This is a genomic window from Streptomyces sp. NPDC021562 (assembly GCF_040640875.1).
Lineage (GTDB): Bacteria > Actinomycetota > Actinomycetes > Streptomycetales > Streptomycetaceae > Streptomyces.
Map to the genome: position 1 here is coordinate 115,234 of NZ_JBFACN010000002.1, position 16,050 is coordinate 131,283.

At 72.4% G+C, this 16,050-nt stretch carries 14 protein-coding genes, 1 tRNA gene and 1 pseudogene; 4 read left to right on the plus strand and 12 right to left on the minus strand.

Features of this window, described 5'->3' with window-relative positions; translation table 11 throughout:
* Positions 1–22 precede the first annotated feature (22 nt).
* The 8 genes and pseudogenes from AB0G52_RS02945 to AB0G52_RS02980 all read right to left on the minus strand — a co-directional run bounded on the left by AB0G52_RS02945 (position 23) and on the right by AB0G52_RS02980 (position 7,979).
* Positions 23–1,666 (minus strand): long-chain fatty acid--CoA ligase, encoded by a 1,644-nt coding sequence (locus AB0G52_RS02945; RefSeq protein ID WP_361333682.1) that lies wholly within the window; start codon positions 1,664–1,666, stop codon positions 23–25.
* A 141-nt stretch (positions 1,667–1,807) separates the two neighbouring features.
* Positions 1,808–2,377, minus strand: coding sequence for a SigE family RNA polymerase sigma factor (locus AB0G52_RS02950; RefSeq protein WP_361333131.1), 570 nt, complete (start codon positions 2,375–2,377; stop codon positions 1,808–1,810).
* 170 nt (positions 2,378–2,547) lie between these two features.
* A complete protein-coding gene (locus AB0G52_RS02955; RefSeq protein ID WP_132888253.1) occupies positions 2,548–3,714 on the minus strand; it encodes a lipid-transfer protein in 1,167 nt (388 codons plus the stop codon).
* A 176-nt stretch (positions 3,715–3,890) separates the two neighbouring features.
* A pseudogene (locus AB0G52_RS02960) lies at positions 3,891–4,259 on the minus strand (MaoC family dehydratase); the annotation flags it as partial.
* A 10-nt stretch (positions 4,260–4,269) separates the two neighbouring features.
* The gene (locus tag AB0G52_RS02965) at positions 4,270–5,379 is read right to left on the minus strand and encodes an acyl-CoA dehydrogenase family protein (protein WP_361333134.1); all 1,110 of its coding nucleotides are present in this window, start codon (positions 5,377–5,379) and stop codon (positions 4,270–4,272) included.
* Between the two features lies 1 nt (position 5,380).
* Positions 5,381–6,334 carry a bifunctional MaoC family dehydratase N-terminal/OB-fold nucleic acid binding domain-containing protein gene (locus AB0G52_RS02970; protein WP_361333137.1) on the minus strand — a complete coding sequence of 318 codons (954 nt, stop codon included), beginning with the start codon at positions 6,332–6,334 and terminating at the stop codon, positions 5,381–5,383.
* Positions 6,315–7,487 (minus strand): acyl-CoA dehydrogenase family protein, encoded by a 1,173-nt coding sequence (locus tag AB0G52_RS02975; protein WP_132888257.1) that lies wholly within the window; start codon positions 7,485–7,487, stop codon positions 6,315–6,317. Before AB0G52_RS02975 ends, AB0G52_RS02970 begins: the two co-directional genes overlap by 20 nt.
* A 174-nt stretch (positions 7,488–7,661) precedes the next feature.
* Complete coding sequence (locus AB0G52_RS02980) at positions 7,662–7,979, minus strand: hypothetical protein (RefSeq protein WP_132888258.1); 318 nt, start codon at positions 7,977–7,979, stop codon at positions 7,662–7,664.
* A 358-nt stretch (positions 7,980–8,337) separates the two neighbouring features.
* Between AB0G52_RS02980 and AB0G52_RS02985 the strand changes: the two genes are divergently transcribed.
* A complete protein-coding gene (locus AB0G52_RS02985) occupies positions 8,338–9,282 on the plus strand; it encodes a bifunctional DNA primase/polymerase (protein WP_361333141.1) in 945 nt (314 codons plus the stop codon).
* Positions 9,283–9,389: 107 nt separating this feature from the next.
* Here the strand turns inward: AB0G52_RS02985 and AB0G52_RS02990 are convergent.
* Together AB0G52_RS02990 and AB0G52_RS02995 are read right to left on the minus strand one after the other, a co-directional pair.
* Positions 9,390–9,474, minus strand: a tRNA-Ser gene (locus AB0G52_RS02990).
* A gap of 250 nt (positions 9,475–9,724) precedes the next feature.
* Entirely contained in the window at positions 9,725–11,188 is a 1,464-nt protein-coding gene (locus AB0G52_RS02995; RefSeq protein ID WP_361333144.1) for a trypsin-like peptidase domain-containing protein, read from the minus strand.
* A gap of 257 nt (positions 11,189–11,445) precedes the next feature.
* On the opposite strand from AB0G52_RS02995, the gene AB0G52_RS03000 reads away from it, so the two are divergent.
* The 3 genes from AB0G52_RS03000 (at position 11,446) to AB0G52_RS03010 (ending at position 14,360) form a co-directional block, all read left to right on the plus strand.
* On the plus strand, positions 11,446–12,273 hold the full coding sequence (locus AB0G52_RS03000; protein WP_361333146.1) for a glycerophosphodiester phosphodiesterase: 828 nt from the start codon (positions 11,446–11,448) through the stop codon (positions 12,271–12,273).
* Between the two features lie 219 nt (positions 12,274–12,492).
* On the plus strand, positions 12,493–13,131 hold the full coding sequence (locus tag AB0G52_RS03005; protein WP_132888268.1) for an ATP-binding protein: 639 nt from the start codon (positions 12,493–12,495) through the stop codon (positions 13,129–13,131).
* Between the two features lie 263 nt (positions 13,132–13,394).
* The gene (locus AB0G52_RS03010) at positions 13,395–14,360 is read left to right on the plus strand and encodes an SEC-C domain-containing protein (RefSeq protein WP_132888269.1); all 966 of its coding nucleotides are present in this window, start codon (positions 13,395–13,397) and stop codon (positions 14,358–14,360) included.
* A 244-nt stretch (positions 14,361–14,604) separates the two neighbouring features.
* Here AB0G52_RS03010 and AB0G52_RS03015 read toward each other — a convergent pair whose 3' ends face one another.
* The gene (locus AB0G52_RS03015; RefSeq protein ID WP_361333151.1) at positions 14,605–15,162 is read right to left on the minus strand and encodes a hypothetical protein; all 558 of its coding nucleotides are present in this window, start codon (positions 15,160–15,162) and stop codon (positions 14,605–14,607) included.
* Positions 15,163–15,217: 55 nt separating this feature from the next.
* Positions 15,218–15,892, minus strand: a complete 675-nt coding sequence (locus AB0G52_RS03020) for a bifunctional DNA primase/polymerase (RefSeq protein ID WP_132888271.1) — start codon at positions 15,890–15,892, stop codon at positions 15,218–15,220.
* Positions 15,893–16,050 lie beyond the last annotated feature (158 nt).

A 16,050-nucleotide genomic window follows, 5' to 3' on the forward strand; every position in this document is an offset into this window, starting at 1 on the left:
GGGGCGCTTCGGCGCGGGGCGCTCAGAGGCTGGTGACGTCCAGCTCCCCCTCGGCGTACCGCCTCCTGAGCACCTTCTTGTCGAACTTGCCCACGCTCGTCTTCGGCACCGCCTCGATCACGGTCCACCGCTCCGGCAGCTGCCACTTGGCGATCCTGCCCTCCTCGGCGAGGAAGACGCGCAGGCTCTCGAAGGTGGCCGTGGCGCCCTCCCGCAGGACGACCGTGGCCAGCGGGCGCTCGCCCCACTTGTCGTCGGGGACGGCGACCACGGCCGCCTCGGCGACGTCCGGGTGGGACATCAGCGCGTTCTCCAGCTCGACCGAGGAGATCCACTCGCCGCCGGACTTGATGACGTCCTTGGCGCGGTCGGTGAGGGTGAGGAAGCCGTCGGGGGAGATGGTGCCGACGTCACCGGTCTTCAGCCAGCCGTCCTCGCTGAACTTGTCGCCGGGGCGCAGCGGTTCGCCGTCGGGGCCGTTGTAGTAGGCGCCCGCGATCCAGGGGCCGCGCACCTCCAGCTCACCCGCCGACTCGCCGTCCCAGGGCAGGCGTTCGCCGTCGGGGCCGCTGAGCCGTGCCTCGACACCGGCTGGGAAGCGGCCCTGGGTGAGGCGGTACGCGAACTCCTCCTCCGTGCCCACCACATGGGCCGGCGGGCGGGCGATCGTGCCGAGCGGGGAGGTCTCCGTCATGCCCCAGGCGTGGCAGACCCGCATGCCCAGCTTGTCGAAGGCGGCCATCAGGGACGGCGGACAGGCCGCGCCGCCGATGGTGACCTGGGTGAGGGAGGAGACGTCACGCGGGTGGGCGGTGAGTTCGCCGAGCAGGCCCTGCCAGATGGTGGGGACGGCGGCCGCGTGCGACGGACGCTCCTTCTCGATCATCTCGGCGAGCGGGGCCGGCTGCAGGAACCGGTCCGGCATGAGCAGGTTGACGCCGGTCATGAAGGTGGCGTGCGGCAGGCCCCAGGCGTTGACGTGGAACTGCGGTACGACCACCAGCGAGGTGTCCTGGTCGGTCAGGCCCATCGACTGGGCCATGTTGACCTGCATGGAGTGCAGGTAGATCGAACGGTGGCTGTACACCACGCCCTTGGGGTCGCCGGTGGTGCCCGAGGTGTAGCACATGGCGGCGGCCCGGCGTTCGTCCAGCTCCGGCCAGTCGTACGTGGTCGGCTTTCCCGCGATCAGCTCCTCGTACTCGTGTACGGCCGCGGTGGCGCCCGCCAGCGGGGAACGGTCGCCCGGGCCGGACACGACGATGTGCCGGACCGTCGGCAGCTTGGCCAGCAGCGGGGCGATCATCGGGATGAGCGAGCCGTTGACGAGGACGACCCGGTCGGCGGCGTGGTTGACGATCCAGACCAGCTGCTCGGCGGGCAGCCGCAGGTTGAGCGTGTGCAGGACCGCGCCGAGGGACGGGATCGCGAAGTACGCCTCGGTGTGTTCCGCGTTGTTCCACATGAGGGTGGCGACCCGGTCGTCGTCCCGGACCCCCAGGTCGTCGCGGAGGGCGTGGGCCAGCTGGGCGGCGCGGGCGCCGATCTCGGCGAAGCTGCGGCGGTGCGGCTCGTCCTCGCCCGTCCAGGTGGTCACCTGTGACGCACCGTGGATCGTCGACCCGTGGGTCAGGATCCTGGAGATCAGCAGCGGTACGTCCTGCATGGTGCTCAGCACGGCGTCCTCCCGGGGGCGACATTGCCTACTCGGTGGTAAAGGGGCTGCGCTGATTCTGCTCACATACCACTCGGTATGTCACTAGGAGAAGGGCAACAAAGCCCGTCCGGTCCGGCCGCCCGCGGCCGGTCACCGGGCGAGGACCAGCTCCGGGTCCTCGCGCAGCTTGCCGAGCGCCCGCGACACCGCCGACTTGACCGTGCCCACCGACACCCCGAGCACCTCGGCCGTCTGCACCTCGCTCAGGTCCTCGTAGTACCGCAGCACGACCATCGCCCGCTGCCGCGCGGGCAGCTTCATGATCGCCCGCCACATGGCGTCGTGCAGCGCCTGCCGCTCGGCCGGGTCGTCCTCCCCGGGCACCGGCTCCGGCTCGGGCAGCTCGTCGCACACGAACTCGTCGACCCGGCGCTTGCGCCACTGCGAGGTCCTGGTGTTCAGCAGGGCCCTGCGCACATAGCCGTCGAGCGCCCGGTGGTCCTCGATCCGCTCCCAGGCCACGTACGTCTTGGCGAGGGCGGTCTGGAGGAGGTCCTCGGCGTCGCTCGGGTTCCCGGTCAAGGACCGGGCGGTGCGCAGCAGAACCGGCTGGCGGGCCATGACGTACGACGCGAACGACGGATACGCCCGCTGGTTCGGGCCGGTCCGCCTCGCCGAGACGGCGGCGTCCGAAGCGCTGGTGCAGACGGGTGTGGTCATGGCTCCACGCTATGAGTGAGCGGTGCTCCGGCGTATCGGCCGCAGGTCCCGAAGGCGACTCCCCCTCAGGTTGTAGGGGTGGGGCTGCCTACACCTCCTGAAGGTGGAGTACGGGCGCGGGCTCCTGCGGGTTTACCCCTGCGGGCGCCCTACGGCCCGGGCCGCCGGGCTCACCCGTCCGAGGTCAGCACCAGGCCGGACGTCGGCACCCCCGTACCGGCCGTGACCAGGACCCGGTCCGCCCCCGGTATCGGGTTCGCGGCGGTGCCGCGCAGCTGGCGCACCCCCTCGGCCACCCCGTTCATCCCGTGCAGGTACGCCTCCCCGAGCTGGCCCCCGTGGGTGTTCAACGGCAGCCGCTTCCCCGCCACGAAGTCCGCCCCCTCCCCCCGTCCACAGAACCCGAACTCCTCCAGCTGCATCAGCACGAACGGGGTGAAGTGGTCGTACAGGATGCCCACGTCGATGTCGGCCGGTGCGAGCCCCGAGGTGCGCCACAGCTGCCGGGCCACCACGCCCATCTCCGGCAGCCCGGTCAGGTCGTCCCGGTAGAAACTGGTCATCTGCTCCTGGGCCCGGCCCGCCCCCTGCGCGGCCGCCGCGATCACGGCCGGCCGCTGCGGCAGGTCGCGCGCCCGCTCCACCGAGGTGACGACGAGGGCCTGGCCGCCGTCCGTCTCCTGGCAGCAGTCCAGCAGCCGCAGCGGCTCGACGATCCAGCGCGAGGCCGCGTGCTCGGCGAGCGTGATGGGACGGCCGTGGAAGTAGGCGGCCGGGTTGGTCGCCGCGTAACCGCGGTCCAGCACGGCCACGTGCCCGAACACCTCCGGGGTCAGCCCGTACGTGTGCAGGTAGCGCTGCGCCGCCATCGCCACCCAGGACGCCGGGGTGAGCAGTCCGAACGGCAGCGCCCAGCCGAGCGCGGCCCCCTCCGCCGACGGCTCCCGGTGCTGCACCCCCGAGCCGAAACGGCGGCCCGACCTCTCGTTGAAGGCGCGGTAGCAGACCACCACCTCGGCGACCCCGGCCGCGACGGCCAGTGCCGCCTGCTGGACCGTGGCGCACGCCGCGCCGCCGCCGTAGTGGACGCGGGAGAAGAAGGACAGCTCGCCGATCCCGCACGCCTGCGCCACGGTGATCTCCGGGCTGGTGTCCATCGTGAACGTCACCATCCCGTCCACGTCCGCCGGAGCCAGCCCCGCGTCGTCCAGCGCGGCCCGCACCGCCTCCGCCGCCAGCCGCAGCTCGCTGCGCCCCGAGTCCTTGGAGAACTCGGTGGCCCCGATCCCCACGATCGCCGCCCGCCCGCCGAGCGAGTCCCGGCCCCGCACGCTCACGCCTCCGCTCCGTCCGTGCCGGTGCCCGTGCCGGTGTCCTGACCCGTGCCGGTGTCCGTGTCCGTGTCCGTGCCGGTGTCCGTGCCGGTGTCGGTGCCGGTGTCCGTGTCCGTGTCCGTGTCCGTGTCCGTGTCCGTGATGGTGACCGTCACCGTGGCTTCGGTGAAGGCCACGGCGACCGTGCCGGTCACGTGGTTGCCGATGCCGTTGGCGCCGACCACCCGGACCGTCGCCGTGCCCGCCTCGCCGTCCAGCTCCTCGATGCGGCCGGTCAGCACCATCGTGTCCCCCGGGTAGTTGGGCGCCCCGAGCCGGATCGCGACCTTGCGCAGCTCCGCGGTCGGGCCGAAGAAGTCGGTGACATACCGGCCGACCAGGCCGTTCGTCGTCAGGATGTTCATGAAGATGTCCGGTGAGCCCTTCCGACGGGCCAGTTCGGCGTCGTGGTGCACGTCCTGGTAGTCCCGGGACGCGATCGCCCCCGCCACGATCAGCGTCCGCGTGATCGGGACCTCCAGCGGCGGCAGCTCGGTGCCCACCCCCAGCCTGGTCGTCTCAACTCCCACTCGCGATCACCTCTCCCAGTTCCTGGAGCACTTCGCCCCCGCTGCCCAGGTACGCGTCCAGCTGGCGCCCCCACAGGAAGTGCCGGTGCACCGGATGCTCCACGTCGGCGCCCGCACCGCCGTGCAGGTGCTGACCCGTGTGCACCACCCGCTGCCCCGCCTCGGACGCCCACCAGGCGGCGGTCAGCGCGTGCGTCGCGTACGGCAGCCCCTCGTCCCTGCGCCAGGCCGCCTCGTACGCCGTCACCCGTATCGCCTCGATGTCCATGTGGGCGTCCGCGGCCCTCAGCTGCACGGCCTGCCGGGTGGCGAGCGGGCGCCCGAACTGCTCGCGGGAGTTGGTGTGCGCGACCGCCCGGGTCAGGGAGCCCGCACAGACCCCGGCCTGGAGTCCGGCGAAGGCGGTGCGCGCGGTGGCGAGGACGTCGGCGTAGGGGGTGGGAGTGGCGGTGGGACCGGGGGCGGAGTCGGGGCCGGGGCCCGGTCGGGGACGGTGGGGACCGAGAGGTTCGGCGGGTGCGTCGTGGAGCGTGAGGCGTCCGGCCGACCAGGGGGCGGTCAGCTCGGTCTCCTCGACGCCGGTGCCCTCTCCGAGCGCCACCAGCCACAGCCGCCGCTCGGCGTCCGCGACCAGGACGTGCGTGGCGTCACGCAGCCACGGGACGACAGGGACGGTACCGCTCAGCCCCGGGCGCCCCGCCGGGCGCCCGGCGGATCGCGCGGGCGCGGACGGTCGTACCGCCGGCTGGGCCGGGAACGCGCCGGTCACCACCAGCGTCCCGTCGCCGATCCCGGGCAGCAGCCGCTCCCGCTGTTCGGGCGTACCGTGCGCGGCGATCGCCAGCTGCCCGTACACGCAGCTCGCCGCGTACGGCACCTGGGCGGTGGTGCGGCCCTGCTCCTCGAGGAGCAGTACGAGCCCGAGGAGACCCAGCTCCGCCACCGCGGCCACCAGCCCGGCCGCGGTGAGGGCCTTCCACAGCTCCGGGTCACTGCCGGTGCCGGCGGCCCGCAGGCGTTCGTGGGTGGCGAGGTCGGCGAAGATCCTGGCGGCCAGCTCGCGGGCCTCGGCCTGGGGTTCGGTCGGCGTGAAGTCCATGTCAGGCCTGCCCTTCGAGACCCTCGACGGCCCGGAAGACGGGCAGGGTCGACGCTCCGTCCCCGTGCTCGTCCCCGTCCCCGTCCCCGTCCCCGTAGCGGCGGAACTCCACCCGTACCGGCAGCCCGATCCGCACCTTGTCGTACGGCACCCCGACCACGTTGCTCACCATCCGCACCCCCTCGGCCAGTTCGATCAGGCCCACGGCGTAGGGAGGGTCGAAGGCCGGGAAGGGCGGGTGGTGCATCACGACGTACGAGTAGACGGTGCCCTGCCCGGACGATTCGACGGTGTCCCAGTCGAGGGAGCCACAGGCGTTGCACCCCGGCAGCCAGGGGTGGCGCAGGGTGCCGCAGCCGGTGCAGCGCTGGATGAGCAGGCGCCCCTGCGCCACCCCCTCCCAGAAACCGGCGTTGTCCCGGTTGACCACCGGGCGGGGACGCCGGGGCCGGTCGGCGGTCGGCCTGGCGCGCGGGGCGTACTTGAGGATGCGGAACCGGTGGGTGCCGACGAGGTCGCCACCGGCCCGGACGTCCGTGCGGGTCGTGACGAAGTGACCCGTGCCCAGCCTGGTCGTCTTCCGCCCGGACACCGACTCGATCACCGTGTCGAAGACGATCTCGTCCCCCGGCCGCAGCGGCCTCAGATACTCCTGCTCGCAGTCGGTGGCGACCACCGAGGTGCAGCCGGCCCCGTCGAGCAGCGCCATCAGTTCGTCGTACGCGCCGGTGCGTCCCAGGTGCCCCGACAAACCGCCCATCGTCCACGCCTGGAGCATGGTGGGCGGGGCGACGGCCGCCGGGCCCCGGTACGCCGGGTTCGTGTCGCCCATCGCCTCGCACCAGTGGCGGATCATCGGCAGGTTGACCGGATCCCGGCCCACGCCGGAGACGGCGGCCGGCTGCCCCTCGTACCCCCTCAGCCGTGCCGTCAGCTCATCGCTCCCGTCGGTCACGGCCACCCCTCCTCATCCCGAGCCGCATCGTCGCGACGATCTCCCGCTGCACCTCGCTCACCCCGCCCCCGAACGTGTTGATCTGCGCCGCCCTGTTCAGCCGCTCCAGCTCGCCGTCCCCGAACGCCCCCGGCGAACCGGACCGGACCCACGCCGCCTCGCCGACGACCTCCTGACACATGCGATACGTCGCGACTGCCGATTCCGTTCCCGCGAACTTCACTCCACTGGCCTCCGCGGGGGCCACCCGGCCCGCCCCCGCGTCCGCCACCAAACGCCAGCTGAGCAGGCGGTTCGCCGCGAGCCTGGCATGTGCTTCGGCCAGCCGAAAACGAATCCAGGGCTCGTCAACCCGGCGTCGGCCCGTCACCGGATCGGGGGTGCGGGCGGCGGCGAGCGCGGCCGCGTAGTGGTCCTCGGCCTGCATGGCGGTGGCGGCGAGGGCGACCCGCTCGTGGTTGAGCTGGTTGGTGATCAGCGACCAGCCGTCGTGCTCGGCCCCGACCAGGTTCCCGGCGGGGACGCGGACACCGTCGTAGTACGTGGCCGTGGTGACCTGGCCGCCCACCGTCTCGATCGGCGTCCAGGAGAACCCGGGGGTGTCCGTGGGGACCAGGAGGATCGAGATACCGCGGTGCTTGGGCGCCTCGGGGTCGGTGCGGCAGGCCAGCCAGATCCAGTCGGCGTGCTGGGCGCCCGAGGTGAAGATCTTCTGTCCGTCGATCAGCCAGCCGTCGCCGTCCCGCACCGCCCGGGTGCGCAGCGAGGCCAGGTCGGTGCCGGCGGAGGGCTCGCTGTAGCCGATGGCGAAGACCAGGTCGCCGCGGAGGATGCCGGGCAGGAAGCGGGCCTTCTGCTCCGCGCTGCCGTACTTCATCAGCGTCGGTCCGACGGTGTTCAGCGTGACCATGGAGACGGGGGCACCGGCCCGGTACGCCTCGTCGAAGAACACGAACTGCTCGTCGGCGCCGCGGCCTTGACCGCCGTACTCGACGGGCCAGCCGAGGCCGAGCAGGCCGTCCGCGCCGATGCGGCGGAGCAGGGCACGGCGTTCCTCGGGCCCCTCCGGGGCGGGGGACGGGATCAAGGACCGGAAGTAGGCGCGCAGTTCGCCGCGCAGCCGCTGCTGGCGTTCGGTGAGGGCCAGATGCATGGTTTCTGACTGTCCGTCAGATATGGCCCACTGTCAAGGTGAACGGGGCGGTGGGCCCCGGAGGAGGGCGGCAGGGTTCGGGACGCCGGAAAGCGCCTGCGCGGCGGCGCCGAAGCACCGCCGCGCAGGCACGTCGCCCCCCACAGACCCCCCCACCCCGGGATCAGACGGGGCTTACCACAGCCGGGTGAAGTGCACGGCGACGTTGTCGTTGCCCTGCTGGAGGGCCGTCCAGGCGGAGCCGTTGACCTGAGCGGTGTTGCTCTGGGTCGAGGCGCCGTTGCCCACGGCGTTCTGCTGCGTGGTGGAGGAGTTGCCGTTGTTGTTGTGGCCGACCCCGCTGCCGACGACGCCCGCCACACCGGCGTTGGCGCTCGATCCGTTGTCCGCGACCGCCCCAGTGTCCGCCGCCGCCGCGCCGGCGAAGAGCGCCGCGGCGAGCGGGAGGGCGGAGACGGCGGCGAGAACGCGGGCGGTACGGATGCTTGCCATGTTGTTTCCTCTCAGTGCCCGGCTGTGCCGGAGGTACGTCAAGTAAGGCTTTTTCCCGGGCAGTTGGCCGACCGCCTCGGGGTTGTCATCGACGTCGTGAGATCAGAATTGCCCACCGAATCCCCGGCGAACAGTCCGGAAAGCCTTATTCGCCCTCAAGCGTGATGACAAGTCGATAAACCCCTTTCACCATCTTTTGTCGACTCTCGGGGCACTCGTGACCTCTCCGGACATCAGGCCCATCAGCCACCCCAGGAGGAGAACCGTTCCGCCACTCCTCCCGGGCGACATCGCCGACCACGGCGTGTCCCAGCGAATCCCCCTTTCCTTTTTCGAACGCACGTACGAACATAGAGCCATGGCCACCACCGACCGGCAGGCCACGACGCTGGCCCTCGCACACGCCCTGTCAGCCGCCGAGCGCGGCCTGTCCGTCATCCCGCTGTCCCGGACCAAGCTCCCGGCACTGCGCTCACCCCACCGTTCCGCACCCGACGACGCCCGACCCGGCCCACGGCCCGGGCCCACCCACCGCGGCGCCCGCCGCCTCCCCGACGGCCCGGAACCGCCGTCGCCGCCCTGCCACGGCGAGTGCGGCCGCCCCGGCCACGGGGTGTACGACGCCACCACCGACCCCGCCCGCATCCGCGAACTCTTCGCCGCCGCACCCTGGGCGACCGGCTACGGCATCGCCTGCGGACTGCCCCCGCACCGGCTGATCGGCGTCGACCTCGACGTCAAGTCCGGCACGGACGCCACCGGCGCCCTGCGCGAACTGGCGCTGCGGCACCTGTTCACCATCCCGCCGACGGTCGTCGTGCTCACGCCGAGCGGCGGGCGGCACGTCTGGCTGACCGGGCCACCGGACGCCGTCGTACCCAACTCGGCGGGCCGGCTCGCCCCCGGTATCGACATCCGGGGCGCCGGCGGCTACCTGGTCGGCCCCGGCTCCCGCACCGACCACGGCGTCTACGCCACCGCTCCCGGCACCGCGCACCTGGTCCCGGCCCCCTGCCCGCCGTCCCTCCTGCGCCTGCTCCTCCCGCCCCCGCGCGCCCCCCACCCCGCGACCCACCCCTCGGTCGGCAAGCGGGGCCAGGGCCTGGTCCAGTTCGTCCTCGCCGCCCACGAGGGCCAGCGCAACACCCGCCTCTACTGGGCCGCCTGCCGCGCCTACGAGAACGGCATCGGCCGCGCCCTGCGGGCCCCGCTGATCGACGCGGCGGTCCACACGGGCCTCACGGAACGCGAGGCGCGCGCGACGATCGCGTCGGCAGCCCGGATGACGGGGCACGGGGCGTAGCGGCCTCGTGACGGGCGGGAGACAAGGGGAACGGCGGTGCCTGAAGGGGAGCGCACACGCCGACGGCCCCCGACCGTCTCACCTGGTCAGGGGCCGTTCACGTCACGCGGTGGGTGTGGGATTTGAACCCACGGTGACTCGCGCCACGACGGTTTTCAAGACCGTTCCCTTAGGCCGCTCGGGCAACCCACCTATGCCCCATCTCACCTGGAGTGGAGCGCGTACAGAGTACCGGCCTCGACGGATCCGCGGGACCTTGGCCCGAACAGAGGTTTGGCGGCTCTTGGGGGACCCCCCGGGACCGGCTCCCCGGAGGTCCGTCACGGCCGGCAAGAGGCTCAGGGCGCGGCCGTGACGAGGCGCGCATGGCGAAGCCCCGGCGTGGCACGCCGGGGCTTGCGCACGGGTCCGGCCCGGCCCGTTGCTGCGGGCCGGGTGGGTGTCAGCTGTCGCCCACCCGGGATCCGAGGGTGAGAGTGACCGTGTGTTCCGAGCCGCCCCGCTTGTAGGTGATCTGCACCTTGTCCCCGGGCTTGTGGGTCCAGATCTCGCCGATCAGGGTCGGGCCGCTGTCGATCACCGAGTCGTCGAGCTTGGTGATGACGTCGCCCGGCTTGAGTCCGGCCTTGTCGGCGGGGCCGCCCGACTCGACCGCGGCGGCGCCGCCCGAGCCGGAGTCGGTGATCTGGGCGCCGCCCGACGAGTCCTCCAGGGACACCGAGGCGCCGATCTTCGCGTAGACCGGCTTGCCGGTCTTGATCAGCTGCTGGGCCACGTACTTGGCCTGGTTGATCGGGATGGCGAAGCCGAGGCCGATCGAGCCCGACTGCCCGGTGCTGCCGAGGCCGCCGCTGGACGCGGACTGGATCGCCGAGTTGATGCCGATCACCGCGCCGTCGGCGTCCAGCAGCGGGCCGCCGGAGTTGCCCGGGTTGATGGAGGCGTCGGTCTGCAGGGCGCTCATGTAGGACGCCTTGCTCGACGCGCTGCCGTCGCTGGAAGCGACCGGGCGGTTCTTGGCGCTGATGATGCCCGTGGTGACGGTGTTGGAGAGGCCGAAGGGGGCGCCGATCGCGATCGTCTCATCGCCGACGGCCACCTTGTCGGAGTCGCCCAGGGGGAGCGGCTTCAGGTCCGACGGGGGGTTCTTGAGCTTGATCACCGCGACGTCGTAGCCCTGCGCGTGACCGACGACCTCGGCGTCGTACTTCCTGCCGTTCGGGAACGTCGCCGTCAGCTTGCCGCCGTCGAGGGCGTCGGCGACCACGTGGTTGTTGGTCACGATGTGACCCTGGGTGTCGAAGACGAACCCGGTACCGGTGCCGCCGTCGCCGTTGGTCGACTCGGCCTCGATGGTGACCGTGCTGGGCAGCGACTTGTTGGCGACCGCCGCGATGGTGCCGGCGGCGCGCTTGACCTGGGTCACACCGCTGTCGGTGGACGCCGAGACGGTCGTGGAGCCGCTGTCGTCGTTGTTCTTGGCCAGCGTGTAGCCGAGCCCGCCGCCCGCGCCGCCCGCGACCAGTGCGGCCACCAGGACGGCGGCGATCAGCCCGCCGCGTCCGCTGCCCTTCTTCGGCGCGGGCTGCGGCTGCTGGTACGGCTGGTGCGGGTACTGCTGGTCGTAGGGCGAGCCCCAGCCGGCTCCGGCACCCGCCCCGGCGTCCGCGTAGGAGGGGGTCGCGGGCGGCGGGGGCGGCCAGGAGCCCTCGGGAGCCCCCGAGGGGGCGGTGTAGGGGTCACCCGCGGCCGGGGCGGGAGCGCCCTGGGGAGCCGGCGGGATCGGTGCGGTCGGCGCTTCTCCCTCGGACGCGGCGGGCTGCGGGGAGGCAGCGGGAGTCGCCGGCGGCACTGGAGGTGTGGACGGGGCCGGGGGTACCGGGTTGCCCTCGTTCTCGGTGCTCACAGCTTCTCTCCTCGGTCCACGGCTGTTCTTCTCGGTCGCACTCGGTCACGCTCGTTCACGCTTGCTGTCGGTCCGGCGCGATTCAGCTGTGCATGTGCTTTTGTATGCCGTCAGCTTTTCCCACAGGCCGTCAGAGCACCATAAGCGGTGGCTGTGGGTACACGGACAACCTTTATATAGGGCCTGTCCGACAAAAGTTCCCTTTGCCGGCATCGGGGATGCCCCCGGGTACCCCCTCGCGGTGGCACCATGTCGCGGTGACCCACGCACCACAGCATCGCATCCAGGTCGTCGCCCACCGCGGCGCCTCCGAGGACGCCCCCGAGCACACGCTGGCCGCCTACCGGAAGGCGATCGAGGACGGCGCGGACGCCCTGGAGTGTGACGTACGCCTGACCGCCGACGGCCACCTCGTGTGCGTGCACGACCGCCGGGTCAACCGTACGTCCAACGGCCGGGGCGCGGTCTCGGCCCTGGAGCTCGCGGAGCTGGCCGCCCTGGACTTCGGCGCGTGGAAGCGGGGACCGGCCTGGCGGGGCCGGGACGAGGAGCCGGACTGGGAGTTCCGCCCCGAGGACCGCGCGGACACCTCCGTACTGACGTTGGAGCGGCTGCTGGAGCTGGTCGCGGACGCCGGGCGGCGGGTGGAGCTGGCGATCGAGACCAAGCACCCCACGCGGTGGGCGGGGCAGGTCGAGGACCGGCTGCTGCTGTTGCTGAAGCGGTTCGGCCTGGACGCCCCCGTGACGGCCGCCGAGTCCCCGGTGCGCGTGATGAGCTTCTCCGCCAGATCGCTGCACCGGGTGCGGGCGGCCTCGCCGACGCTGCCGACGGTCTACCTGCTGCAGTTCCTCTCGCCCCGGCTGCGCGACGGACGCCTGCCGGCCGGCGTGGGGATCGCGGGCCCCTCGATCCGGATCGTGCGCAACCACCCGGCGTACATCGAGCGGTTGAAGCGCAACGGCCACCTGGTGCACGTGTGGACGGTCAACGAGCCGGAGGACGTGGATCTGTGCGTGGAACTCGGGATCGACGCGATCATCACCAACCGGCCCGGAGCCGTGCTGCGCCGGCTGGGGCGGTGAACCCGCGCGGGCGCGAGAAAAGGGATCTGAATACGTCTCAGATAAAGAGTCACGTAAGGACGTCTCGCACCTCTTGACCCGAACGCCCCCCTCGCATCATCCTCGCTTCTCGGCCACACCATCGAAATCAAGCCACACGAAGCCGGGCCCGGAGGGCCATGGCGACGGCCCGTCACAGGGAGTGCTCCGGCGCGTTCGGTTCGTATTCGTCCGTGGCGAATGCGTCACCGGACCTTTCTTGGCCGGTTTCCGGTTCGGGCCGATGGGGCATCCACACCGTGGCGTGGGGCAAAGGAGGTCTCGGGGGTGGCGTTGGTGGTGGCACAGGAGGTGCCCACGTCGTCGAGCATGGCCGTACCCCATGGCCCTGCAGGCGTGGGGAAGGCGAGACACCGTATGCGCGATCAGTTGCGCACGGGCGGCCTTTCGGAATCGGTCATCGACGATGCCGTACTGATCCTCTCCGAGCTTTTGAGCAATGCCTGTAAGCACGGGCGCCCGTTGGGGGACGCCCTGGCGGGAGACGGCGACGTCCGGGCCGCCTGGCGGGTGGACCCGCGCGGCCGGCTGGTCGTCGAGGTCACGGACGGCGGCGGGCCTACCCGCCCGGCCCCCATGACCCCGTCGGTCACGGCGCACGGCGGCCGCGGGCTGAACATCATCACCGCGTTGGCCGACGACTGGGGTGTCCGGGACGACGCCCGGGGCGAGGTGACCGTCTGGGTCGTCGTGCACGAGGAGGCACGCGATCCGCACGGACGCGACCGCCGCGATGCCCTCACCGCGCGCGTCATGACGCCCTCGGGCCCGGGGACGGCCGACCTGGACTTCGCGGACGCCTTCGAGGACATGGACTGAGCTGCCGGGTACGTCCGGGCGCCGGGTGCGTCCGGGCGCCGGGAACGCCCGGGTGTCGGAACGTCCGGGTGTCGGGGCAGGTCTGCCCCGGTCCGTTCGCGCCGGCGCCGCGTCCACCGCGAGCGAACCACTCCGTCCCCGCCCCCCTTCCCGCCCCCCTTCCCGCTCCCCGCCACGGCTCCGTCCACAGGTTCCCGTGGTCCGAGGTGCGAACGGCTAGGCTCCCGCCAGTACGAGACGAGCCGTAACCGGGAGACAGCCAGATGGCCAAGAAGCGACCCCAGACGAAGGCCACGCGGCCGCAGCTCAGCGACAGTGAGATCCCGGTCGTCGGCGCCCGCGAACCCTGCCCCTGCGGCAGCGGCCGCCGCTACAAGGCGTGCCACGGCCGGGCGGCCGCGCACGCGGCGACCGAGCTGGTGCACCGCCCGTTCGAGGGGCTGCCGGGCGAGGGCGACTGGGTGGCGCTGCGCGAGCTGGTCCCCGCCGCCACCGTCGAACTGACCCTGAAGGACGGCCTGCCCGAGGGCGTCCCGTCGGTCACCCTCGCGACCGTGCTGCCGATGGCCTGGCCGGCGCTGCGCCGCGACGACGGTTCGGTCCTGCTCGGCCTGCAGAACGACACGGCGTCGGGCGACATCAGCCGCGATCTCGCCGACATCCTGCTGCGCGCCCTGGCCGCCGAGCCGGGCACCCCGGTGCAGGGCCGGCGGGCGCCCGCCGACGGCCCCCGGCTGCAGGACCTGCTCGACCCCGAGGGCGCCTTCGAGCCAGTTGTGCACGAGGGCTTCGAGTTCTGGGTGCCGGACGCCGAGAACGCCACCCCGGACGTGACCGCCTCCCTGGAGCGGGCCAACGCGGCGGCCATCCCGACCGTGAAGCTGACCGGCGTCGACAGCGCCTACTGGTGCGAGACGCCCGAGAAGAACCACCTGCGCTGGGTCATGCCGTACCCCGAGGAGCAGCTTCTGGACGCTCTCGCGCGCCTGCACGCGGCGGGCACGTCGAACCTCGGCGAGGGCACCCGGCTGGTCGGTTCCTTCCGTGCCCACGGTCTCACCGTGCCGGTCTGGGACCTGCCGAGCGGGGTCGGCGCGGCGGACGTGGAGAAGCCGGCCGCGGAGTTCGCCGAGCGGCTCACGACCGCTCTGGCCTCGACGGAGCCGCTCACGGCGGACGAGCGGCGGGCCCGCGGCGGACTGACCAACCGGCAGGTCACGCTCAGCTGACGGGCGGCGCGCACGGCTGGCGTGGCTGACCGGCCGGTCAGCCACGCCAGGTGCGTAGCACCCGGTGACTCCTGTCACAACTCCCGGACGTGGCAAGCAATTACGTGTCCGAATAGCCGAGATCGAATTTGCGAACCGCCGATCTCTTGTTACCGTCTCAGTAGCCCGGTTGCTGGTGCATCCCCCGTCGCCAGCAACCGGGCCTTTTCATGCCCGCGTCCGGTGTACGGAGCGCAGCCAAACGTCAACTTCCGCTTGACGCACCGGAGTTGGCACCGGTCGGGGCACCGGGGTCGTCCGTGGAGTTGCTCGCGGAGCGCAGCAGCAGCGACCCGTCGCCGTCCCGCGCCGCGAACTCCGAGACGGCCGTGTAGTCGACCGGCGCGCCGCGGGTGTGCTCCCGGGGCGTCTCACAGGTCGCGGGCTCGTCGTCGGCGCCCGCGGTGCAGTGCGTCTGCACGGTGCGGCCGCGCGGCCCCATCAGGCTCAGCACGGCCTCCAGGTCCGCCCCGGTCGCGTTGCGGTAGTAGGTGCGCGCCCAGGTGTCCGCACCCTGGGTCATCACACAGGTCTGCGCCTCGACACCGTCGGGGGAGGTCAGTTCCGGGCCGCAGCGGGCGGCGGTGGCCAGGCCGAGACCGAGCACCAGGGGGGAGCGGGCGGGCACCGGCAGCTTCGCGTCGTCGCGCCGGTCGGCCGGGCGTACGGCGGCGTCGCCCACCTGCCCTGCGGACGCCACGGTCAGCGGCAGCGCGACCGCGCACACCGCGACACCCACCAGGGCGAGCAGACGTACGTTCATGTAGCGGAAGATAACGACCACAGCGGGACAAGCCGTGCGCGCACGCCCGACATCCCTACAACTCGGGCGCGCTCACACCCGTACGAGTGAGGGCGTCGACCACGGCGTCCACCACGGCCTCCACATCGGGCACCCAGGGGTTGGCCGAGCCGGGCAGCGGAGCGCGCTCCCAGCGGATGGCCCCCTGGCCGGTCTCGGAGGGCGGCAGGGCGAGATAGCCGCCCTCGCCGTGGAAGCGGAGCGAGCCGGGGACGAAGTCCTTGGCGTACAGCAGTTCGCCCAACTGCTCCATCGAGTACGGCTTGACGAGCAGCGCCCAGCGGGTGGGCGCCGCGACCACCGGACCGAGCCGCATGCCGCGGCGGTCGAGCAGGGTGAGCGCGCGGGAGGCGGCGAGGGCCGGCAGGCTGACCGCGCAGGGCGCGTGCCCGCCGGAGGCGCCGGTGGCGAGGACGATCGGGGCCGTCGGCCGGTTGCCCCACCACCAGCGGACCATGCGCTCGTCGGTGGTGGCGGCGAGCAGGCCCGGGTCGAAGGGGTGCGCGCCGGGCACCGTGCACTCCGGGTCGGGGCAGCCGCAGCGTGCCCGGCCCTGCGGGTCCGGGGCCACACCGGGAAGTACGGGCCACTGCCATTGCGTCGCGAAGGTCAGGGCCGCGCCGAGAAACTCAGACCCCTTGTCATTGCGCTTGGACAGGAGCCTGCGTCGCCTTTTGAGGATCTCGCGCATGAGCGCTCGTTCCTTTCCGTTGCACCGCTGGCAACACCGAGGACCACATCACACCATGTGTCGATCACTTCACTGTGCGTACCTGTTGGCGCATCACACCCTTGCGCCGGGCAAGGGGAACCCCAGGGGGTCGAGCGGGGGCCGCACCCGCGTCCCGT

What these genes read in the sequence shown, in the direction of transcription:
- AB0G52_RS02945 (WP_361333682.1), bottom strand. Translation starts at nt 1,666, where the DNA reads ATGCAGGACGTACCGCTGCTGATCTCCAGGATCCTGACCCACGGGTCG.
- AB0G52_RS02950 (WP_361333131.1), bottom strand. Translation starts at nt 2,377, where the DNA reads ATGACCACACCCGTCTGCACCAGCGCTTCGGACGCCGCCGTCTCGGCG.
- AB0G52_RS02965 (WP_361333134.1), bottom strand. Translation starts at nt 5,379, where the DNA reads ATGGACTTCACGCCGACCGAACCCCAGGCCGAGGCCCGCGAGCTGGCC.
- AB0G52_RS02975 (WP_132888257.1), bottom strand. Translation starts at nt 7,487, where the DNA reads ATGCATCTGGCCCTCACCGAACGCCAGCAGCGGCTGCGCGGCGAACTG.
- AB0G52_RS02980 (WP_132888258.1), bottom strand. Translation starts at nt 7,979, where the DNA reads ATGGCAAGCATCCGTACCGCCCGCGTTCTCGCCGCCGTCTCCGCCCTC.
- AB0G52_RS02985 (WP_361333141.1), top strand. Translation starts at nt 8,338, where the DNA reads ATGGCCACCACCGACCGGCAGGCCACGACGCTGGCCCTCGCACACGCC.
- AB0G52_RS03005 (WP_132888268.1), top strand. Translation starts at nt 12,493, where the DNA reads ATGCGTCACCGGACCTTTCTTGGCCGGTTTCCGGTTCGGGCCGATGGG.
- AB0G52_RS03010 (WP_132888269.1), top strand. Translation starts at nt 13,395, where the DNA reads ATGGCCAAGAAGCGACCCCAGACGAAGGCCACGCGGCCGCAGCTCAGC.
- AB0G52_RS03015 (WP_361333151.1), bottom strand. Translation starts at nt 15,162, where the DNA reads ATGAACGTACGTCTGCTCGCCCTGGTGGGTGTCGCGGTGTGCGCGGTC.
- AB0G52_RS03020 (WP_132888271.1), bottom strand. Translation starts at nt 15,892, where the DNA reads ATGCGCGAGATCCTCAAAAGGCGACGCAGGCTCCTGTCCAAGCGCAAT.